The sequence below is a fragment of the Phenylobacterium sp. genome (assembly GCF_030681155.1).
GTDB lineage: Bacteria > Pseudomonadota > Alphaproteobacteria > Caulobacterales > Caulobacteraceae > Phenylobacterium.
The window spans coordinates 28,681-47,419 of record NZ_JAUXXE010000042.1 but is presented as its reverse complement, the minus strand read 5'-3'; the positions used below and the strand labels follow the sequence as shown (position 1 = coordinate 47,419).

Genomic DNA, 18,739 nt, shown 5'->3' with positions numbered 1-18,739 from the left:
CTCCTATCATGGAGTCGGCGGCTGCTGGGCCGGCATGGCGCGCACTTGTTCACTCAGCGCCTGGAAGAGCGCGAAGGTCTCCTCCGACATTTCGGCGTCCCACGCGCCCGTCCAGTTGCTGGTCTTCACCATCACCAGATCCAGGGCCGGGTTGACCATCAGGAACTGGCCGTAGATCCCCTCGCCGGTGAAGGCGCGGTCGGCGCCAGGGATCAGCCACCATTGGTAGCCATAGCCCAGAGGACCTTCGCTGAGCTTGCCGTAGCCAACCTGCGGCCGCTGCGGCTGGGTGGCCTGGGCGATCCAGCCCTTGGGCAGCACCTGGCGTCCGTCGACCGCGCCGTCGTGGGCGGCCAGCTGGCCAAAGCGGGCGTAGTCCCGCAGCCGGATGAGCAGGCCGCCCGCGGCGATCTCTCGACCTGCGTCACCCGGCTGGTCCAGGATCCAGCGGGCCTCGCCCTCGGCGCCCATCGGTTTCCAGAGCTTTTCCGACATGTAGTCCGCCGCCCGCTGGCCGGTGACCTTGGCGAGCAACGCGCCGAGGATCTCGGTGTCGGCACTGGCGTAGTTGAACTTCTCGCCCGGCTTGCGGGCGCTCTTGAACTTGCGGGAATAGTCGTAGAGGCCGCCCTTGTTCTGGTCGAACAGAGCGATGAAGCCGCCGATGCCGGACTTGGCGTCGGTGTATTCCTCGTCGAACGAGGTGCCCGACGACATCTCCAGCACATCGCGGATGGTCGCGGTCTCATAGGCGCCGCCCTTCAGCTCGGGCAGGTAGTCGATCATCTTGTCGTCGAGACTGCGGATCTTGCCCTCGGCCAGGGCGATGCCGATCAAGCTGGAGACGAAGGACTTGCCGACCGAGAAGGAGATGAAGCGGCTGTCCGGCGCCGAGCCCTGATAGTAGCGCTCATAGAGGATCTGATCGCCGCGCATGATCAGCAAACCCGTGGTGCGGGTGTTGGCGGCGAACGCCTCAAGGTCGTGGGTCTTGCCCTTGAAGTCATAGGACGCCGCGAACGGCGCGGCCGGTGACTTTAGCGCCATCGGCTTGTCGCCCGGCGCGATCCGCCGCGAGGGGAACAGCTCTTCCATATTGTGAAACGCGGCGGCCGAATTCTGCGGCTCGCCCCAGGTCCCGCGCACGCCGACGCCGCCTTCGGCCCACGCCTGTCCGCCAGAAATCGCCCCCAGCGCCACAGCGCCGGCCATCAGGATGTTCCGCATCGAATTCCCTCGCCTCGGGCCGCGTGTGTTCGCGACCGCTCGTTGATATGAATGTGACGTATCATTCATATTTTAGGCAAGCTCAATTTGCGTGAGAGGTGACCTAGAGCAGCCCGCGCGCTTCCAGGGCCGGTCGCACCGCGGCGGGATCTGTGAAGTGATGGACGTCGAAGCCGAAGGCCTCGGCCGCGCGCACGTTCCATTCCGAGTCGTCGAAGAACAACACCTCGGAGGGCGCCAGGCCAAAGCGCTCGCAGGCCAGAGCGTAGAAGGCCGGGTCGGGCTTGATTACGCCCTCATGCGCCGAGACCACATAATCCTGGAACCGCTTGAAAGCCGGGCTCATGGCGATCGTCCCGGCGAAAGTCTCTTGGGACATGTTGGTGACGCCGTACTGGGGCACGCCGGCGGCGTGCAGCGCCTCGATGGCGGCCTCGGTCTCCGGGATCGCGCCGGAGAACATCTCCCACCACCGGGTTTCCCAGGCGTGGATGGCGTCGGCATATTCCGGAAACTGCGGCAACAGCCGCGCGCGATTGTCGGCGAACGTCACGCCCAGGTCGTGAGCGACGTGCCATTCCATGTTGCAGACATGGGAAAGGAACCGGTCGACTTCGGCCGGTTCCTTAAAGAACTTGTCGTAGAGCGTGCGCGGATTCCAGCGCACGACGACATTACCGATGTCCCACAAGACGGCTTTGACAGCCGCCTCAGGCATCTCAGCCTTGCTTGGCTTTGAAGCGGGGATCGGTCTTGTTGATGACGTACACCACGCCCTTGCGACGCACGAGCTTGCAGTCGCGGTGGCGAGTCTTGAGCGACTTGAGCGAGCTTCTGACCTTCATGGACCTAATTCTCGGGCGCCGGGCTTTCGCCCAGGGGGTTATTACAGAGCGGGCGCGTATACGGGGCTGAGGCTTTTGAGTCAACGCCTGGAGCTATCGCAACCGATAGCGGCCTTGTGATTGGGGCCGCCGCAACGCCTCGCTAGGTTGCCTTATGGACCGTCGTATCTTTCTTGTCTTGCTTCTCGCCGGCTGCGCAGGCCCCGCGCCGCCCAAACCCGATGCGCCGAGCCAAGTCCCGCCGCCAGGGCCTACGCCCACGCCCGAGACTCCGGCCCCGCCGGCTCCATCTGTCGATGCTGGGTTCGACGCTTGGCGCGCTCAGTTCCGCACCAAGGCGATAGGCGCCGGCCTGCCCGCCGCCCTGATCGACCGCGAACTGGCGGGCGTCACCCCCAATCCCCGGGTCATCAGCCTCGATTCGGCCCAGCCGGAATTCTCCAAGCCGATCGGCGACTACATAAAGGGCACGGTCAGCGACGAGCGCATCGCACGGGGCCGCCGCTACCGGACCGAACTGCCGTTCTGGCCGGCGGTGGAACAGAAGTATGGCGTGCCACGCGACATCCTGATCGCCGTCTGGGCCATGGAGAGCGCGTTCGGGGCCGTCCAGGGCGACTTCGACGTGGTGCGCTGCATGGCCAGCCTCGCCTATCACGGCCGCCGCCGGAACTTCGCCGAGGGCGAGCTGATCGCCGCCCTGAAGATCATCAGCTCAGGCGAGGCCTCGCGCAGCCAGCTGAAGGGCTCGTGGGCCGGCGCCATGGGCCAGGCCCAGTTCCTGCCCTCCAACTACCTCACGACCGCCGTAGACGGCGACGGAGACGGCAAGCGCGACATCTGGGGGTCCAGCCACGACGCCCTGGCCTCGGCCGCCAATCTGCTGGCCAAGGGCGGCTGGGTGCGGGGCCAGAGCTGGGCCCGCGAGGTCACCCTGCCCGCCGATTTCGACTACAGCCTGACCGAAGGTCCACGCGAGACGCCCGACTGGTGGGCCCAGCTTGGCGTAAAGCCCGCCGATGGCGGCGGGTGGTCGCCCGCCGACCAGGGCGCCAAGGCCCAGCTCGTCGCCCCCGCTGGCGCCAGCGGGCCGATCTTCCTGTTGCTGCCGAACCACTTCGCGATCCGCACCTACAACAACTCCACGTCCTACGCCCTGGGCATCGGCCTGCTGGCCGACAGGTTCGCTGGCGGCGGCCCGCTGGTGAGGCCCTGGCCCTATGAGACGCCCCTGGCGATCGGCGACCGCATCGCCGCCCAGACCGCCCTGCTGCGGCTGGGCTTCAATCCGGGCGAACCGGACGGGGTGGTCGGCGTGAACACCCGCACGGCGCTGCGCAATTGGCAGAAGGCCCGTGGCCTGACGGCCGACGGCTATCTCTCGATGGAGATGGTGCGGCGCCTGAACGTAGAGGCCGGCGCGTTATAAACTCTTCTCCTCTCCCCGCCGGGGAGAGGTCGGGTGAGGGACTTGGCCCCACCGGCCTCGCTAGGCTGACGACAGTTGAGCGCCGCTACGCGCCGCCCCCTCACCTAGCCTCTCCCGAGGGAGAGGAATTACAGACCGCCCTCGTCGCTCTTCTCCAGCGTCGCCATGGCCGCGTCGGCGCGTGTGGCCGGCAGCGGGTCGGCGTTGCGCAGTTGGGCGTTGCGGAAGGCGTAGAACAGCATGGCGACCATCAGCAGCCCGCACAGCACAAACGGCGCGGGCGCGATGCGCTCATAGAGCCAGACGAAGAACGGCGCGAGCACCACGTTGACGCCGTTGACCGCGGCGATGGCGCCGGCCACGCGGGCCTGCTCGTGCATGTCCACGGCCAAGGATGCGCCAGCCGTGAAGCCCGGGCGCGCCAGGCCGAAGCCCAGGCTGGAGATCGCAAAGCCCGCGACCACCGCCGCATAGGTCGGCTGCAGGGCGACAATGACATTGCCCACCGCCGCCACGCCCACGCCCCAGCGCAGCAGTTGGCGCGGAGTCATCTCGAACATCCGGATGATGCCCCACTGGGCCAGCAGGCCGGCCATGGCGCCGAACATCATGGCGATGGCGATGTAGCCCTGGGCCTTCATTGGATCGAGGCCGAGCTTGTCGATGATCAGGAAGCCGAGCGTCTGGGCCTGGGCGGTCTGGCATACCGCGACGATGAAGCCGTAGATCAGGAACGGCGTGACGCGCGGATCGCGCCACATCGGCTTTTCCTTGGTCGCATCGCCGCCCTTGGCGTCCTTGGCGATCTCGGCCCGCACCGGCGCGACCGGCATATGCTGGCTTTCGGGCAGCATCTTCCAGACGACCAACAGCATCACGCCCGCCATCACCGCGAACCCAAGCATGGGCCCGGCCAAGCCGACGAACGGCAGGACGAACAGGGGCGCCAGGAACGGGCCGATGACGGTCCCTAGGCCGAATGCGCCGGCCAGGCTCGACATCGACTGGGTGCGCAGCTCCGGCGCCGTGTGCTCGGCCACATAGGCCTGGGTCGCCGGGTTGGAGGCCGAACCAAACAGGCCAAACAGCGCCCGGGCGAACAGGAAGCAGACGAAGATGATCATCGGGGTGGCGAAGTGATGCAGCCCAGCCATCACCACCAGGGCGCAGGCGATCATTGAGAACATGAAGCCAGAGAGGCCGATCAGCATCAGCGGCTTGCGGCCGTGGCGATCGGAGGCTCGCGCCCACCAGGGTGAGGAGAACGCCCACAGCAGGGCCGAAAGCGAGAAGATCGCCGCGACCATCGGATCGGGAATGCCAATCGACCGGCCGATGGCCGGCAGCACCGAAATCATCCCGGTATTGCCCATGGCGGTCACCAGGGAGACGCCGAAGATAATGGCGAAGGTCTTCTTGGGCAGGCCTTCCGGCGCTGTGGCGGATTTGGGCATGGCCTCGCTGTTAGTCCGCGCCGACCCCTTGTGCAAACACGGAAAACGCACACGCGGAATTAAGCATTAATCGCCGATAGTCGGGTCTGGACGTCGCGGGGACAGCCTTTTCAAATGTTTCAGATTATCGGCATCGTGCTGCTCTTCGCGCTGGTGTTTGGCAGTTATTTGATCTCCGGCGGCAACCTGGGCGTGATCCTTCACGCCTTGCCACATGAGATGATGGCCATCGGCGGCGCCGGCGTCGCGGCCTTCCTGATCGGCAACTCGGTGCCGGTGATCAAGGGCACGCTGTCGGGCTTCGGCAAGGTGTTCGCCGGCCCGAAATGGAAGCCGTCGGACTATCGCGACCTGCTGTCGCTGCTGTTCCTGCTGACCAAGACCATGAAGTCCAAGGGCGTCATCGCCCTGGAAAGCCACATCGAGAACCCGAAGGAGAGCACGATCTTCTCGCGCTTCCCGCGGGTGATGAAGGATCACTTCGCCATCGACTTCATCTGCGACACGCTGCGGATGATGACCATGAACCTCGAAGACCCCCATCAGGTCGAGGACGCCATGGAGACCCAGCTGGAGAAGCACCATCACGAAGTGCTGGCCCCGGCCCACGCCCTGCAGAACCTCGCCGACGCCCTGCCCGCCCTGGGCATCGTCGCCGCCGTGCTCGGGGTCATCAAGACCATGGGCTCGATCACCGAGCCGCCGGAAGTCCTGGGCGGCATGATCGGCTCGGCCCTGGTCGGCACCTTCCTGGGCGTGTTCCTGGCCTATGGCCTGGTCGGCCCGATGGCCACGCGCCTGAAGGACGTGGTCGAGGAGGAAGGCTCCTTCTACAAGATCATCCAGTCGGTGCTGGTCGCCCACCTGCACGGCAACGCCGCCCAGATCTCGGTCGAGATCGGCCGCGGCAGCGTGCCCTCGGGCGCACAACCGAGCTTCCTGGAACTGGAAGAAGCCCTCTCGGCCATTCCCGCCGAGGCCTAATGCAGGCCAGATGCTCCCCCTCTGGGGGAGCTGTCAGCCGAATGGCTGATTGAGGGGGACTTGGACTCTCAAGAGGCCGCCAGCCCCCTCCGTCTCGCCTTCGGCGATCCACCTCCCCCGACGGGGGAGGATCTCATCTCTTAAATCTACAGCGGCCGCAGGCGGTTCACGTGGCCCATCTTGCGACCCGGCTTGGCGTCGCGCTTGCCGTAGAGGTGCACGCGGGTTTCCGGCTCGCCGGCCAGCTTGGCCCAGGCGTCGGCTTCCTCGCCCAACAGGTTCAGCATCTCGACCTGCGAATGGGCGTGGGTGGGTCCCAGCGGCCAGCCGGCCACCGCGCGGATGTGCTGCTCGAACTGATCGACCTCGCAGCCGTCCATCGTCCAGTGCCCGGTGTTGTGAACGCGCGGCGCGATCTCGTTGACCAGCAGCCGCCCGTCGGCCAACTCGAACAGCTCGATGCCGATGACGCCGACATAGTCCAGGCCGCTGAGCACCTTGGCGGCGATCCGTTCAGCCTGGTCGGCTGTTTCGCCGGTGACCTTGGCGGGCGCGTAGGTGCGGCGAAGCACACCCTTCTCGTGGTGGTTCTCGGCCAGCGGATAGACCGCGATCTCACCGCCGCGGCCGCGGGCGGCGATCACCGACAGCTCGCGCACGAAGTTGGCGGGCGCCTCCAGGATTACCGGCTTGGCGCCCACGGCCTTGAAGGCGGCCGGCGCGTCGGCGGCATGCTCGACCCAGCGCTGGCCCTTGCCGTCATAACCTTCGCGCCGCGTCTTCATCAGCACAGGCGCGCCCAGGGACGCCATGGCGTCCTGAGCCGCCTGGGCGGTGTCGGCGGCGGCGAAGGCCACGGTGGCGACGCCGGCCTCGTTCAGGAAGGTCTTCTCCGCGACCCGGTCCTGGGCGATGGCCAAGGCGCGCGCGCCCGGCGCGACGGCGACGCCCAGCGCGGTCAGGTGCTCGACCGAAGAGGCTGGGACGTTCTCGAATTCGAAGGTGACCACCGAGGCGAGCTTGGATAGCGCCTCCAGGGCCTGGGGATCATCATAGGCGCCGACCACCGTGTGGGCGGCCACGCGAGTGGCGGGAGCGCCGGGCTCCGGCTCAAGTATCGCCACGTCGAAGCCCAGCCGGCCGGCGGCCAGCGCCAGCATGCGGCCAAGCTGCCCGCCGCCGAGAATCCCGATCGTGGAGCCGGGGGGCAGAGGCAGTTTAGACATAGTGGTCTCTCAGTCCTCGACGGTTTCGGCGACGCTGTCGGTGTGACGGGCGCGGAACTGCGCCAGACGTTCTCCCAGCGCCTCATCTGAGAGCGCCAGGATTTGGGCGGCTAGAAGGCCGGCGTTCTTTGCGCCCGCCTCGCCGATGGCGAGGGTGGCGACCGGAATGCCACCCGGCATCTGGACGATCGAAAGCAGGCTGTCCATGCCCTTCAGGGCTCGAGACTCAACCGGCACGCCCAGCACGGGCAGTTCGGTGAGCGAGGCCGTCATGCCCGGCAGGTGCGCGGCGCCGCCGGCGCCGGCGATGATCACCTTGAAGCCCGCGGCCTTGGCGCCCTTGGCGAAGGCGTACATGCGATCAGGGGTCCGGTGGGCCGAAACGACCTTGGCCTCGTAGGCCACGCCGAGCGCGTCTAGGCTTTCCGCCGCAGCCTTCATCGTGGGCCAGTCGGACCGACTGCCCATGATGATTGCGACCTGCGCTTTTGTTGCGCTCATTCCGACATGCCCCTTCGCGGAAAGGCGCGGAGTATAGGCGCCGCCCTTGCGCCCGCAACCAAGGACGTTCAGGATTCTGATCTGACTTGGAAATCTCTGATTCCCATCGGAAAGAAGGCCGCATGAAGATCACCGGCGCCCGTTCCGAATCCTTCTCCGCCATCCGCAAGCGCGATCCGGTCCAGACGGGGGGCCCTGCGACGTCCAACGCCGCCGCGCCGGCTGACCAGATCGCATTCCTGGGGCTCAGCGAAACCGACCTGACACCCGCCGTTCAGGCCGCAATGCAGACCCTGCTGACCGAGATCGGCGAGTTGCGTGGGGAGGTTTCACGGCTGAAGGCACGCCTGGTCGAGGTCGAGGGCCTGGCCGACCGCGACGCGCTCACCCCGCTATTGAACCGCCGCGCCTTTGTGCGGGAGCTGTCGCGCGCCCGCACCTTCGCCCAGCGCTACGACGCTCCGGCCAGCCTGGTCTATTTTGACGTGGACGGCTTCAAGGGCGTCAACGACCGCTATGGCCACGCGGCGGGCGACGCCTGCCTTCACGCCGTGTCCGAGCGCCTGACCTCCAATGTCCGCGAGAGCGACATTGTCGGCCGAATGGGCGGGGACGAGTTCGCGGTCATCCTGGTCCAGGCCGACCAGGCCACGGCCGAGGCCAAGGCCGCCGGCCTGGCTCAAGCTATCGAAGACTCGCCCGTTCGGTTCGGCGAGTGGAGCGCTCCACTCAGCGTCTCCTATGGGGTGTGCGAACTCTCGACCGACATGGACCCCGAAGCCCTGATCGCCGAGGCGGACACGGCCATGTTCAGCCACAAGCGCCAGAGGCGCGGCCTCGAGCCGCGCTAGCCTGCGCTTTCAGGCGATGATGTCGGGCGTCTGCTGATCCTTCAAGCGCTCGATCTCGTCCTTCAGGGAGAGCTTCTTACGCTTCAGGCGGGCGATCACCATCATGTCCGGGACTGGAGCGACAGCAATGGCCTGGACGGCGACATCGAGATCCGAATGCTCCTGAATCAGGATGCGCAGCCGTGGGCCAAGCGCTGCCTCGGGATCATCCCTCTCGTCGTCGTTCATACCAATACCGCCCTGAAGCCCTCAAAGAAGGCTCTAACTCGAAACAACAAGCTCGCCCGCGCCGATAATGCCACGCCCTCAGCCACGGTCTAGCTCAGTGCGCTCGCCAGGCGAGCTAGAGCCTCATCCGGCGCCGGAATACCCCAGGCGCGCGAAGCGGCCTGAAGCGCGGCCAGAGCCGGGACCCCGCCTCGACGGTTTTCAGTCAGGCTTTCGAAGGTTTCCATAAGCACCCGCTCTGCGCGCAGCTCCACCGACTTCACGTCCTCGCGCAGCCCTTCGCGCGCGCCGTCATCGACGGCGGGAAAGGTCGACTTCAGAGTCCGGCGGACCTCGCGGACCGGCTTCAGCACCCGGCTGTCCCAAACCTTGCCGGCGTTGGCGGCCTGGGCGAGCACCGCGGCGTCCGCACCCTCGGCCCAAACGGCCCAGAGCAGAAACGAGGTGTTCAAGTCGTGCTCATCCTGCAGGGCCAGGCACGCCTCGGGCACGCCGGGCCGCGCATAGGCTTCGAGCGTCCAATCCCAAAGCGACATGTCAGGCGTCCCCCGTCAGCGGGCCGACGTCCTGGCCCCACCGCTTTACGGGCCGCCAGGAAAGGCCGAACAGATCCAGGGCGCGCCCGACGGCCTGATCGACCATTTCGTCGAGGGTCGCAGGCTTGGCGTAGAAGGCCGGCAGCGGCGGGGCGATGATCGCGCCCATCTCCGCCAGCCGAACCATGGTGCGCAGATGGCCCAGGTGCAGGGGCGTCTCGCGCACCATCAGCACCAGGGGCCGACGCTCCTTGAGCGTCACGTCGGCGGCCCTCGTCAGCAGGGATGACGTCACCCCCGTCGCGATCTCGCTCATGGTCCGCACAGAGCAAGGGGCGATGATCATGCCGAGGGTCGGGAACGATCCGGACGCCACCGAGGCGCCGACATCGCCGACCTTGTGGATCACATCCGCGCGAGCTTGCGCCTGCGCGATCGACAACGAGGTCTCCTGGGCCAGGGTCAGCGCCGCGGCCTTGGAGAAGATCAAATGGCTTTCGACAGACAGCTCGCGACAGGCGTCCAACACCCGCAGGCCATAGGTTACGCCACTCGCGCCGGAGACGCCGACCACCAGGCGTGGCCGCTCAGGTTTGGTCATGCCCTTGGGTCTCCACCGCAGGTTTCAAGGTCCCGACAACCTAGGCCGGACTGCAAACATATGTGATCTGACAGGCCAGACCAGCGGGTGTTCACTCTTGGTGTTTGGTTCAACAAGGAGATGACACGTCATGGCCGTTGAAGCCCGTATCCGTGAACTTGGATCGCGCCATCAGAAACTCGAAACCGCGATCCAGGAGGAGACGAAGAGGCCGGCCTCAGACGCCATCAAGCTCAGGGAAATGAAGCTTCAAAAGCTCAAGCTCAAGGAAGAAATCGAGGCCCTCGGCGCGCGAGCGCATTAGGGCCTAGGCTCTTCCTTGTCCGTGGGGTGGGCCGGACGTCAGGCGACCCTGTTAGACCGTCTCCCTGGTCCCCGGGGGCGGTCACCAGGGCCGCCTGAGCGTTCATTCCAGGGAAGGGACACCCCTTCCCTGGCGTCGATATCCCCTAGTCTTCGTCGTCGCCGTCTTCGTCGTCGTAGTGGGGCTGCTCAGCCTCATGGACATCGGCCCGCGGCGAGGGCGCGCCGGTTTCAGACGCCGGTTCCAAGGTCGGACCATCGACGATGCCTCGCTTGGCGTCGTCCTTGGCCTTCTTCTCGGCAGCCTTCTTCACCACGGCATCAAGTTCCATCTGGGTCGAGAGGCCCAGCGTCACCGGATCGACCGGCTTGATGTTGGCCGAATTCCAGTGGCCGCGATTGCGCACCTGATCGATGGTGGCCTTGGTGGTGCCCAGCAGGCGGGCGATCTGGCTGTCGGCCACCTCTGGGTGGTTGCGGATGAACCAGGCGATGGCGTCCGGACGGTCCTGGCGACGCGACACCGGGGTGTAGCGCGGAGCCTTCTTCACCGGCTTCAGCAGCTCGGCGTGGCGGCTCTTCTGGGCGACCATGCGGTACTTCGGATTGCCCTGCGCCTTGTCCAGTTCCTCGCGGGACAGCTGGCCATTGGCGATCGGGTCGGCGCCGCGAATGTCGCGCGCCACTTCGCCGTCGGCGATGCCCTTAACTTCCAGCGGATGCAGCCCGCAGAAGTCCGCGACCTGGTCGAAGGTCAGCGAGGTGTTGTCGACCAACCAGACGGCGGTCGCCTTCGGCATCAGGATGTCGGTCATGACGGTCTTCCCCAAAATGACGGCGCCCGGCCTTTCGGCCGGGCGGTGCAATGAAGCAACCTGTCATATAGGCGGGTTCAGCGCCCAAGAAAACGACAATCCTCGGGGCGGCTCCGCGGCAAAGTCCGTCAGGGCGATGTTCGCGCGAGACAATTACCACGGACGTGCCAAAGTCATTCCAACAATGACCCCTTGGGAGGGCTCCAGGAATGAAAGGCGCGATCCTTCCGATCGCCGCCGCGGCCATGCTGACGGCGTGCGCGACAACACCAACCACCACGGCGGCGCTGGGGCCCCAGCCGCCCGACTACAGCAACTTGTCGTGTAGTCAGTTGGCCTCCGAACTGGCCCTCACCCACCGGGCCTATGTCTCAGCCAGCAAACGCGAGCGCGAACCGCGTGAGGGCCAGACCGCCCAAGCCTTCCTATTCCCAGCCTCGCTCGGAGCTCCGCCTCCGGCCGCCAGCGCCCGGCTGCTCGCGCGGCTCGACGACCTCAAACGGGCGTCGCGCGCCAAGCGCTGCTCCAGCATGTCGAAGACCGCTACGGCCCAGCTTGGTTCACCGAACTTCGATTGCCATGAATCGCGGGCGCCCATAGCAACATGGTCATGGCGCGCATCGAACTCCCCCGCATCGGCACCCCCGACACCATCATCGGCGGGCGCTCAGCCCGCGACGGCTACCAGCGAGGCTGGGGCCTGATGCATGCCGACCTCGCCCAACAGGTCGCCGCCGACAAGCTCTACCAAGCCGCGGCGGAGGCCAGCGGTGGCTGGTCGGTCATGGTCGAGGCCAAGCGGATGAACCTGTTCCTCATCCTGACCATGTTCGCCGACCGCCTGGACGGCCACGACGTGATCGAGTTCGGATCGTTCCGCGGCGGCAACGCCCTGTTCATGGCCTATCTGATGAAGGCCCTCCATCCCAAGGCCAAGGTCTACGCCTGCGACACCTATGCCGGCATGCCGACGACTGACGCCGCCCGGGACCTGCATGGGGCGGGCGATTTCTCGGAGGCCTCCTACGAGGCGCTGGCCAAGCGGCGCGACAAGCTGAAGCTGAAGAACCTGGAGATCGTGAAGGGCCTGTTCCAGGACACCTTCCCGGTCATCGCCAAAAAGCAGCCTCGCTTCGCCCTCGCCCACATCGACTGCGACATCTATTCCGGCGTGAAGTACGCGCAGGACGAGGTCTGGCCGTTCATGGCGAAGGGCGGCTACGTCGTCTACGACGACGCCGATGCGCCCTCCTGCATCGGCGCCACCGAAGCCGTCGAGCAACTGGTCATGGAGCGCCGCCTGCACTCAGAGCAGGTCTGGCCGCACTGGGTGTTCCGGGCCGGGCTGTAAGCCCCCCACAGTCACCTGCGGCGACAACTCCCCCAACGGGGGAGCATCTAAGGCGACCAGATCCTCCCCCGCTGGGGAGGTAGCGCGCAGCGCGACGGAAGGGGAAGCCCCCTACACGTCTAGCGGGCGACGCCCGACGATGCGCAGACCATAGCCTCCGGAACCGGGCAGGACGGTGGCGCTGTTGGACAGCAGTTCCATGTCGCGCACGCCGAGGTCCAAGAGGATCTGGGCGCCGACGCCGTAGTCACGCAGCACGTTCGCCCCATGGTCCGCGCCCGGCTCGGCGCCGTAACGCTCCGACAGCCAGGCCGGGTTGGAGTCGCGGATGAAAACCGCCACGCCCGCGCCGTCATAGTCGGCGATGGCCTGCAGCGCCTTGGGCACATAGTCCCGGCGGCTTTCCTTGTGGCCCAGCATGTCGGCGGCGAAGTCGACGCGGTGCATGCGCACCAGGGTCGGCCTGTCGGGGTCGATCTTGCCCTTGGTCAGGACCACATGCTCGGTCTTGTCGAGGATGTTGCGGTAGATGAGCATCCGGAAGCGGCCGCCATAGGCGCTGTCGAACGGCGTCTCCAGCACCCGCTCGACCTGGCGCTCGGTGCGGCGGCGATAGGCGATCAAGTCCGCGATGGTGCCGATCTTCAGGCCGTGAAGCTGGGCGAACGAGATCAGGTCCGGCAGGCGGGCCATCGACCCGTCATCCTTCATAATCTCGCAGATCACGCCCGCCGGGTTCAGGCCAGCCATGCGGCTGATGTCAACGGCCGCTTCAGTGTGGCCGGCGCGGACCAGCACGCCGCCATCCTTGGCGACCAGCGGGAACACGTGGCCGGGCGAGACGATCTCGTCGGCGCCCTTGGTGGGATCGACGGCCACAGCGATGGTGTGGGCGCGGTCATGGGCCGAGATGCCGGTCGTCACGCCTTCGCGCGCCTCGACCGAAACGGTGAACGCCGTGCCGTGGCCCGACTGGTTATCGATCGCCATCGGCGGCAGGCGCAGCGCGCGCGCGCGCTCGGCCGTGATCGACAGGCAGATCAGGCCGCGGGCGTGCTTGGCCATGAAGTTGATCTGGTCGGGCGTCGCAAACTGGGCCGGGATGATGACATCGCCCTCGTTCTCACGATCCTCGGCGTCGACCAGGATGTAGGGCCGCCCATTGCGGGCGTCCTCGATGATGTCCTCGATCGGCGAGATCGCCGATTCATGCGGCGCATCGCCGTTAGCAGGGGACGCGTGGTGGGGGGCGGTCATGTACGGGCCTTCATCTTGGCGAAGTCCAGGACCTGCTCGCCAACGGTGGTAAGTTGCCAGGCGTCCTTGGCCTCGTTGCAGGCGCCGGTGGCGTCGAACAGGGGGGACGTCGAGTTGAGGGCTGCGCCGAACGGCGTCGGCCAGCCCCGCAGCGCATGTATGATCGAGCGCAGCGTTGTCAAAGTGGTGCCGGCGGCCTGCCAGCCGTCGGCGGTGATGATGCAGCCGACTGCGCGGTCGGTCAGGTAAGGCCGCTCGTCGGTGCGCAGCACCTCGAGCGTATCCAGGGCGTTCTTGATCACCCCGGAGATCGAGCCGTGATAGCCGGGACTGGCGACGATCACGCCGTCCGCCTGGCGCACGGTGTCGGCCAGCAGCTTCTGCTCGTCGGTCTGGTCGGCGTTGGCCGGATTGAAGATCGGCAGATGCGACAGGAACTCGCCGCCGAGCAGGCGGGTCTCCCCGCCCCCGGCTTCGACGGTCCGCAAGGCGCACTGCAGCGCGCACTCGCTGGACGACCCGGGACGGGTGGTGCCGCCGATGCCGACGATCAGCGGCTTACGCACAGTCATGCCTCACCCTCGAACACCTTCTTCAGCTCCGTCTTCACGATCTTGCCGTTGGCGTTTCGCGGCAGGGTTTCAGGCCAGACGACGACCTTCACCGGAACCTTGAACGCCGCCAGCCGCTCGCGAACGAACGCCTTCAGCTCCGCCTCGTCGGCCGTGCCGCCCGGCTTCAGGTGAACCACGGCGGCCGGTTCCTCGCCCAGCGTCTTGTGCGGGATGCCGACCAAGGCGGCGTCCATCACGTCGGGGTGGTCGTACAGCACATTCTCCACCTCGACGCAGTAGATGTTTTCACCGCCCCGGATCAGCATGTCCTTGGCCCGGTCGACGATGAACAGGAAGCCCTCGTCGTCCAGGCGCGCCAGATCCCCCGTGCGCAGCCAGCCGTTGACGAAGGTTTCGGCCGTGGCCTCCGGCTTGTTCCAATAGCCCTTCACGACCTGCGGCCCCTTGACCCACAGCTCGCCGACGACGTTCGGCGCCAGCACCGTCTTGCCGTCGGCCGGGTCGCGGATCTCCATCTCGCCGACCGGCGCGGCCGGGCCAGCGCTGTCGGGGCGGTTCTCGTAATCCTTGCCCAGGTGCGACGTGAAGGTGGCGGTGGTCTCGGTCATCCCCCAGCCGTTGCCGGGCTGGGACGCCGGGAACACCTCGACGATCTTGCGCACCAGTTCCGGCGCCGAGGGCGCCCCGCCATAGGCCACCGACATCAGGCTGGAGAGGTCGTATTTCTCGCGGGCCGGGTGTTCGATCAGCTGCCAGGCGATGGTCGGCACGCCGCCGGTGGAATTCACCTTCTCGCGCTCGATCAGGGCCATGGCCGGCTCGGTCTCCCAGCGGCGCATCAGCACGATCTTTCCGCCCGAATTCATGGCCGGCGACAGGTTGGCGCTGAGGCCGGTGGCGTGGAACATCGGCACCACCAGCAGGTTCACCCGCTGGGGCAGCTTGTGCGGGTCGGATTCCGGCAAGGGCTGGCCGGCGCGCAGGAAGTTCCGCGTCGCCGAGATGCCGCTGGCCATGATGTTCGAGGTCATGTTGCGATGGGTGCCCAGCGCGCCCTTCGGCTTGCCCGTAGTGCCCGAGGTATAGAGGATCGTCGCGTCGTCCTCCGGTTCCAGCGGCACGTCGGGCAACGGCTGGTCGGCCAGTAGGCCCCAGTCGTTCACCTTGCCGATCACGTCCTCCAAGCGGCGCACCTTGGGGTCGGTCGGGTCCGCCGCCAGGCGCGGCGCATAGACCTTTTCCAGGCTCGGCAAGGCGTCGAACGAGGCGGTGATCCGCTCCAGCCGCTCGTCATCGACAATGGCGATCTTGGTCCCGGAATCGGCCAAGCCGTATTCCAGCTCCGGCCCGGTCCACCAGGCGTTCAGCGGCGTGACGATCGCGCCGGCCAGGATCCCGGCCCAGAACGCCACCGGCCATTCAGGGATGTTGCGCATGATGACGGCGACGCGGTCGCCCTTCTTCACGCCGTCCGCCTGAAGCTGGCGGGCCAGGGTGATGGTCGCGCGAGCGAAGGTCTCGAAGGTGGCGCGGTCGTCCTCGTAGACCAGGAACTCGCGGTCCTGGAACGTGCGGCCGTTCAGGAAGATGTCGCGCAGAGTGGCCGGCGCGTTCTTCCAGGTGCGGGTGTTCACGCCCCGGATCACCTTCTCCTCGATCTCAAAGCGTTGGCCCGGCGCGGTCAATTGCGCATGGGCCTTAGCCAGCGACACCACCGGCCAGGTGGAAGCTGCGGGGGGCGGCGTCTGGGTCTGCACGTCGGTCACGCAATGTCCTCGAGAATGAAACAGCTAAAAATGCAGAGAAGGAGCTTCCAAAAACGGAGCCCCGCACACTAGCGTCAGGCTTCCCGCCCGGTACACCCTTGGTTTCCGATTGAGCCGCGACATCGCGAAATTGGCCGGGGCGTAAGGGCCATCGAAGCGGCGAGCTTGTAGGTCAAAAAAATTCCGAGCCGATGTCGAATCCGGCCGCCGCCGAACGACCAGTCGCATTCAAGGCGGGTTCGAGGAACACTCGCCAAGACAGCCGAAAGGAAAGAAGCCATGGCCTATGTGCAAGGGTTCGTCGCCGCAGTCCCCGCCGCGAACAAGGAAGCCTATCGCAAGCATGCCGCCGACGCGGCGTCGCTGTTTCGGGAGTTCGGCGTGACCAGGATGGTCGAGGCCTGGGGCGACGACGTGCCCGACGGCCAGGTCACCGATTTCAAGGGTGCGGTGAAGGCTCAGCCCGGCGAGGTGATCGTGTTCGCCTGGCACGAGTATCCCGACAAGGCGGCGGCCGAGGCCGCCCATCAGCAAATGATCAGCGACCCGCGTATGGAGGAAATGGGCGCCGATATGCCGTTCGACGGCGGACGCATGGTCTATGGCGGCTTCATCCCGATCATCGAGGCGGGCGCTGCTGGGCCAGCCGGATATATCGACGGCTCCTTGCTCGCGGTTCCGGAGGCCAACAAGGAGGCCTATCGCGACCTGACCACCCTTCAGGCGGCCGTCCTGATCGAGTACGGCGCGACCCGCGTCGTCGATGGCTGGGGCGACAATGTACCGGACGGCAAGGTCACCGACTTCAAGCAAGCGGTGAAAGCGACGAGCGATGAGACCGTCGTGTTCAGCTGGATCGAATGGCCATCGAAGGCGGTCCGCGACCAGGCCTGGCAGAAGGTGTTCGCCGACCCGCGCATGCACGCGGCCGACACGCCCTATGACGCCCAGCGTTGGGTCCACGGCGGCTTCGCCCCCATTTTCGACGCCTGAGACAAGGAGCCTTCATGCGCTACGCCTGCATCATCTACTACGATCCAGAGACGCTCTTTGGCGGCGGCCCGGAGGCCAACAGCGTCCTGGCCGAATGCTCGACCTATGACGAGGTCCTCACTGCCAGCGGCCACTTCGTGGCCGGCGAGGCCCTGACCATGCCCCACGAAGCCATGACCGTGCGGATGCGGGGCGGGAAGATGTCGGCCGTCGATGGGCCGTTCATGGAGACCAAGGAGATGCTGGGCGGCTTCATCATCATTGAGGCGAGCGACCTCAATGAAGCGGTTCAGGTCGCCGCCGGCATCCCACAGGCCCGGATCGGCACGGTCGAGGTTCGGCCCATTGTGGACTTCAGCCAACCACCCCCGGAATTGTAGCCAAGCTGCTCCGAGACGCACCCTGCCGGGCGCGTCTCGGGGCGAACCTGTCTAGGCGTCGGTCTTGGCGCGAGCCTTGTAGGCTTCCTTCAGCTCACCGAGCTCCTTGGCGTACTTCTCTTCCGAAGCCTCCCGCAGGCGCGGGATGTGGTAGCTGGGGAAGAGGTCGTTGTCGGGCCGGTAGTCCTTCAGAACCTGCTTGGCGACCGTGACCTTGTGGACCTCGGTCGGACCGTCGGCGATGCCCATCACCAGCGAGCTGGTGACCATATGCATGAAGGGCATTTCGTTGGAGACGCCCAGCGCGCCGTGCAGGTGGGCGGCCTTGGTGGCGATGTCGTTATAGACCTTGGGCATGGCGACCTTGATGGCCGCGATGTCCTTACGCACCAGGTTGTAGTCCTTGTGCTTGTCGATCAGCCAGGCGGTGCGCAGCACCAGCAGGCGGAACTGTTCCAGAGCGATCCAGGAGTCGGCGATCTGCTCCTGCACCATCTGCAGGTCGGCCAGCTTGCCATCACGCGTGGTGCGCGAGACCGCACGGCGGCACATCAAGTCGAGCGCGTGCTTGCAGGCGCCGACCGTGCGCATGGCGTGGTGGACCCGGCCGCCGCCCAGGCGGACCTGGGCGATGACGAAGGCCGCGCCGCGCTCGCCGAGCAGGGCGTCATAGGGAACCCGCACGTTGGTGTAGCGGACATAGCCCTCGCTCCCGTTGCCGATCTCGCCGCTGCCGACGCCGACATTGCGGACGATCTCGACGCCGGGGGTGTCAGTGGGCACCAGGAAGATCGAGGTCCGGCGATAGGGGTCCTTGGCGTCCGGATCGGTGACCGCGTACAGCACCAGAACCTTGGAATAGCGGGCGTTGGTCGAGAACCACTTCTCGCCGTTGATCACCCACTCGTTGCCGTCCAGGACCGCGCGGGTCTTGAACGTCAGCGGGTCGGAGCCACCGGTCGGTTCGGACATCGAGAAGGCCGAGCGGATGTCGCCGTTCAGCAGCGGCCAGAGGTACTGCTCTTTCTGCTTGTCGGTGCCGTAGTGGGCGATGATCTCGGCGTTGCCGGTGTCAGGCGCCTGGCAGCCGAAGACCGTCGGCGCGAGGCCGTTGCGGCCCAGCTTCTCGTTCATCAGGCCAAGCTTGAGCTGACCAAAGCCTTGGCCGCCCAGTTCCGGGCCGAGGTGGCAGGCCCAAAGCCCCTGATCCTTAACCTTCTGCTGAAGCGGCTTGATGAACTTCTCGCGGCCCAGCGGGCCGTGCACCGCCATGCCGAGGTGCGAGAGGGGTTCGACCTCCTCGCGCATGAAGTCCTCAATCCAGTCGAGTTTCTTCTGGAATTCTGGATCCGTTTCGAAATCCCAAGCCATCTAGCGTCTCCCATATGCCCGCCTCGCGCAGGCGATTTTCAAAAAA

General features: G+C 66.3%; 21 protein-coding genes. 7 read left to right on the top strand and 14 right to left on the bottom strand.

From position 1 onward, the window contains the following. Positions 1-6 precede the first annotated feature (6 nt). The 3 genes from Q8M13_RS10810 to ykgO form a co-directional block, all read right to left on the bottom strand. Positions 7-1,227, bottom strand: a complete 1,221-nt coding sequence (locus Q8M13_RS10810; protein ID WP_305299959.1) for a serine hydrolase — start codon at positions 1,225-1,227, stop codon at positions 7-9. 103 nt (positions 1,228-1,330) lie between these two features. Further along, positions 1,331-1,945, bottom strand: coding sequence for an HAD family phosphatase (locus Q8M13_RS10805; RefSeq protein WP_305299958.1), 615 nt, complete (start codon positions 1,943-1,945; stop codon positions 1,331-1,333). A 1-nt stretch (position 1,946) separates the two neighbouring features. Continuing rightward, positions 1,947-2,072: a type B 50S ribosomal protein L36 gene (gene ykgO / locus Q8M13_RS10800; RefSeq protein ID WP_056023006.1), complete on the bottom strand. Its 126-nt coding sequence runs from the start codon at positions 2,070-2,072 to the stop codon at positions 1,947-1,949. A 154-nt stretch (positions 2,073-2,226) separates the two neighbouring features. On the opposite strand from ykgO, the gene Q8M13_RS10795 reads away from it, so the two are divergent. Continuing rightward, positions 2,227-3,501 carry a lytic murein transglycosylase gene (locus tag Q8M13_RS10795; protein WP_305299957.1) on the top strand — a complete coding sequence of 425 codons (1,275 nt, stop codon included), beginning with the start codon at positions 2,227-2,229 and terminating at the stop codon, positions 3,499-3,501. A gap of 128 nt (positions 3,502-3,629) precedes the next feature. On the opposite strand, the gene Q8M13_RS10790 is transcribed toward Q8M13_RS10795, so the two are convergent. Further along, a complete protein-coding gene (locus Q8M13_RS10790) occupies positions 3,630-4,955 on the bottom strand; it encodes an MFS transporter (RefSeq protein WP_305299956.1) in 1,326 nt (441 codons plus the stop codon). Positions 4,956-5,069: 114 nt separating this feature from the next. Between Q8M13_RS10790 and motA the strand changes: the two genes are divergently transcribed. Next, entirely contained in the window at positions 5,070-5,939 is an 870-nt protein-coding gene (gene motA, locus Q8M13_RS10785; RefSeq protein ID WP_305299955.1) for a flagellar motor stator protein MotA, read from the top strand. 146 nt (positions 5,940-6,085) lie between these two features. Here the strand turns inward: motA and Q8M13_RS10780 are convergent, their stop codons facing one another. Both Q8M13_RS10780 and purE read right to left on the bottom strand, forming a co-directional pair. After that, positions 6,086-7,165 carry a 5-(carboxyamino)imidazole ribonucleotide synthase gene (locus Q8M13_RS10780; RefSeq protein WP_305299954.1) on the bottom strand — a complete coding sequence of 360 codons (1,080 nt, stop codon included), beginning with the start codon at positions 7,163-7,165 and terminating at the stop codon, positions 6,086-6,088. A gap of 9 nt (positions 7,166-7,174) precedes the next feature. Beyond that, a complete protein-coding gene (purE, locus tag Q8M13_RS10775) occupies positions 7,175-7,666 on the bottom strand; it encodes a 5-(carboxyamino)imidazole ribonucleotide mutase (protein ID WP_305299953.1) in 492 nt (163 codons plus the stop codon). A gap of 122 nt (positions 7,667-7,788) precedes the next feature. On the opposite strand from purE, the gene Q8M13_RS10770 reads away from it, so the two are divergent. Continuing rightward, complete coding sequence (locus Q8M13_RS10770; RefSeq protein WP_305299952.1) at positions 7,789-8,517, top strand: GGDEF domain-containing protein; 729 nt, start codon at positions 7,789-7,791, stop codon at positions 8,515-8,517. Between the two features lie 9 nt (positions 8,518-8,526). Here Q8M13_RS10770 and Q8M13_RS10765 read toward each other — a convergent pair whose 3' ends face one another. From Q8M13_RS10765 to Q8M13_RS10755, 3 genes are all read right to left on the bottom strand, one after another. Further along, the gene (locus Q8M13_RS10765; protein WP_305299951.1) at positions 8,527-8,745 is read right to left on the bottom strand and encodes a YdcH family protein; all 219 of its coding nucleotides are present in this window, start codon (positions 8,743-8,745) and stop codon (positions 8,527-8,529) included. Between the two features lie 89 nt (positions 8,746-8,834). Continuing rightward, the gene (locus Q8M13_RS10760; RefSeq protein WP_305299950.1) at positions 8,835-9,281 is read right to left on the bottom strand and encodes a TIGR02444 family protein; all 447 of its coding nucleotides are present in this window, start codon (positions 9,279-9,281) and stop codon (positions 8,835-8,837) included. Position 9,282: 1 nt separating this feature from the next. Beyond that, on the bottom strand, positions 9,283-9,882 hold the full coding sequence (locus Q8M13_RS10755; RefSeq protein WP_305299949.1) for a UbiX family flavin prenyltransferase: 600 nt from the start codon (positions 9,880-9,882) through the stop codon (positions 9,283-9,285). Between the two features lie 130 nt (positions 9,883-10,012). Here Q8M13_RS10755 and Q8M13_RS10750 point away from each other — a divergent pair, with 130 nt between their 5' ends. After that, a complete protein-coding gene (locus Q8M13_RS10750; protein ID WP_304809980.1) occupies positions 10,013-10,186 on the top strand; it encodes a YdcH family protein in 174 nt (57 codons plus the stop codon). Positions 10,187-10,331: 145 nt separating this feature from the next. Here Q8M13_RS10750 and Q8M13_RS10745 read toward each other — a convergent pair whose 3' ends face one another. Next, entirely contained in the window at positions 10,332-11,000 is a 669-nt protein-coding gene (locus tag Q8M13_RS10745) for a DUF1013 domain-containing protein (RefSeq protein WP_370870024.1), read from the bottom strand. A gap of 610 nt (positions 11,001-11,610) precedes the next feature. Between Q8M13_RS10745 and Q8M13_RS10740 the strand changes: the two genes are divergently transcribed. Then, the gene (locus Q8M13_RS10740; protein ID WP_305299948.1) at positions 11,611-12,351 is read left to right on the top strand and encodes a TylF/MycF/NovP-related O-methyltransferase; all 741 of its coding nucleotides are present in this window, start codon (positions 11,611-11,613) and stop codon (positions 12,349-12,351) included. Between the two features lie 111 nt (positions 12,352-12,462). On the opposite strand, the gene ribB is transcribed toward Q8M13_RS10740, so the two are convergent. Genes ribB through Q8M13_RS10725 form a run of 3 tightly spaced genes read right to left on the bottom strand, consistent with a single transcriptional unit; the run spans position 12,463 to position 15,949 of the window. Continuing rightward, entirely contained in the window at positions 12,463-13,608 is a 1,146-nt protein-coding gene (gene ribB / locus Q8M13_RS10735) for a 3,4-dihydroxy-2-butanone-4-phosphate synthase (protein ID WP_305299947.1), read from the bottom strand. Beyond that, positions 13,605-14,180 carry an NADPH-dependent FMN reductase gene (locus Q8M13_RS10730; RefSeq protein ID WP_305299946.1) on the bottom strand — a complete coding sequence of 192 codons (576 nt, stop codon included), beginning with the start codon at positions 14,178-14,180 and terminating at the stop codon, positions 13,605-13,607. The genes ribB and Q8M13_RS10730 overlap by 4 nt, the downstream gene beginning before the upstream one ends. Next, positions 14,177-15,949, bottom strand: coding sequence for a class I adenylate-forming enzyme family protein (locus tag Q8M13_RS10725; RefSeq protein WP_305299945.1), 1,773 nt, complete (start codon positions 15,947-15,949; stop codon positions 14,177-14,179). The genes Q8M13_RS10730 and Q8M13_RS10725 overlap by 4 nt, the downstream gene beginning before the upstream one ends. A 279-nt stretch (positions 15,950-16,228) precedes the next feature. Here Q8M13_RS10725 and Q8M13_RS10720 point away from each other — a divergent pair, with 279 nt between their 5' ends. After that, entirely contained in the window at positions 16,229-16,942 is a 714-nt protein-coding gene (locus tag Q8M13_RS10720; protein ID WP_305299944.1) for a DUF1428 domain-containing protein, read from the top strand. A gap of 14 nt (positions 16,943-16,956) precedes the next feature. Continuing rightward, positions 16,957-17,322 (top strand): YciI family protein, encoded by a 366-nt coding sequence (locus tag Q8M13_RS10715; RefSeq protein ID WP_305299943.1) that lies wholly within the window; start codon positions 16,957-16,959, stop codon positions 17,320-17,322. Positions 17,323-17,373: 51 nt separating this feature from the next. On the opposite strand, the gene Q8M13_RS10710 is transcribed toward Q8M13_RS10715, so the two are convergent. Continuing rightward, complete coding sequence (locus Q8M13_RS10710) at positions 17,374-18,693, bottom strand: acyl-CoA dehydrogenase family protein (RefSeq protein WP_305299942.1); 1,320 nt, start codon at positions 18,691-18,693, stop codon at positions 17,374-17,376. Positions 18,694-18,739: the final 46 nt, after the last annotated feature.

Bases quoted from the DNA above. Each gene is read 5' to 3' on its own strand.
- Q8M13_RS10795 (WP_305299957.1), top strand. From the start codon at position 2,227: ATGGACCGTCGTATCTTTCTTGTCTTGCTTCTCGCCGGCTGCGCAGGC.
- Q8M13_RS10760 (WP_305299950.1), bottom strand. From the start codon at position 9,281: ATGTCGCTTTGGGATTGGACGCTCGAAGCCTATGCGCGGCCCGGCGTG.
- Q8M13_RS10810 (WP_305299959.1), bottom strand. From the start codon at position 1,227: ATGCGGAACATCCTGATGGCCGGCGCTGTGGCGCTGGGGGCGATTTCT.
- Q8M13_RS10805 (WP_305299958.1), bottom strand. From the start codon at position 1,945: ATGCCTGAGGCGGCTGTCAAAGCCGTCTTGTGGGACATCGGTAATGTC.
- Q8M13_RS10740 (WP_305299948.1), top strand. From the start codon at position 11,611: ATGGCGCGCATCGAACTCCCCCGCATCGGCACCCCCGACACCATCATC.
- ribB (WP_305299947.1), bottom strand. From the start codon at position 13,608: ATGACCGCCCCCCACCACGCGTCCCCTGCTAACGGCGATGCGCCGCAT.
- Q8M13_RS10710 (WP_305299942.1), bottom strand. From the start codon at position 18,693: ATGGCTTGGGATTTCGAAACGGATCCAGAATTCCAGAAGAAACTCGAC.
- Q8M13_RS10720 (WP_305299944.1), top strand. From the start codon at position 16,229: ATGGCCTATGTGCAAGGGTTCGTCGCCGCAGTCCCCGCCGCGAACAAG.
- Q8M13_RS10750 (WP_304809980.1), top strand. From the start codon at position 10,013: ATGGCCGTTGAAGCCCGTATCCGTGAACTTGGATCGCGCCATCAGAAA.
- Q8M13_RS10770 (WP_305299952.1), top strand. From the start codon at position 7,789: ATGAAGATCACCGGCGCCCGTTCCGAATCCTTCTCCGCCATCCGCAAG.
- Q8M13_RS10730 (WP_305299946.1), bottom strand. From the start codon at position 14,180: ATGACTGTGCGTAAGCCGCTGATCGTCGGCATCGGCGGCACCACCCGT.
- Q8M13_RS10780 (WP_305299954.1), bottom strand. From the start codon at position 7,165: ATGTCTAAACTGCCTCTGCCCCCCGGCTCCACGATCGGGATTCTCGGC.
- purE (WP_305299953.1), bottom strand. From the start codon at position 7,666: ATGAGCGCAACAAAAGCGCAGGTCGCAATCATCATGGGCAGTCGGTCC.
- Q8M13_RS10745 (WP_370870024.1), bottom strand. From the start codon at position 11,000: ATGACCGACATCCTGATGCCGAAGGCGACCGCCGTCTGGTTGGTCGAC.
- ykgO (WP_056023006.1), bottom strand. From the start codon at position 2,072: ATGAAGGTCAGAAGCTCGCTCAAGTCGCTCAAGACTCGCCACCGCGAC.
- Q8M13_RS10755 (WP_305299949.1), bottom strand. From the start codon at position 9,882: ATGACCAAACCTGAGCGGCCACGCCTGGTGGTCGGCGTCTCCGGCGCG.
- Q8M13_RS10790 (WP_305299956.1), bottom strand. From the start codon at position 4,955: ATGCCCAAATCCGCCACAGCGCCGGAAGGCCTGCCCAAGAAGACCTTC.
- Q8M13_RS10765 (WP_305299951.1), bottom strand. From the start codon at position 8,745: ATGAACGACGACGAGAGGGATGATCCCGAGGCAGCGCTTGGCCCACGG.
- Q8M13_RS10715 (WP_305299943.1), top strand. From the start codon at position 16,957: ATGCGCTACGCCTGCATCATCTACTACGATCCAGAGACGCTCTTTGGC.
- motA (WP_305299955.1), top strand. From the start codon at position 5,070: ATGTTTCAGATTATCGGCATCGTGCTGCTCTTCGCGCTGGTGTTTGGC.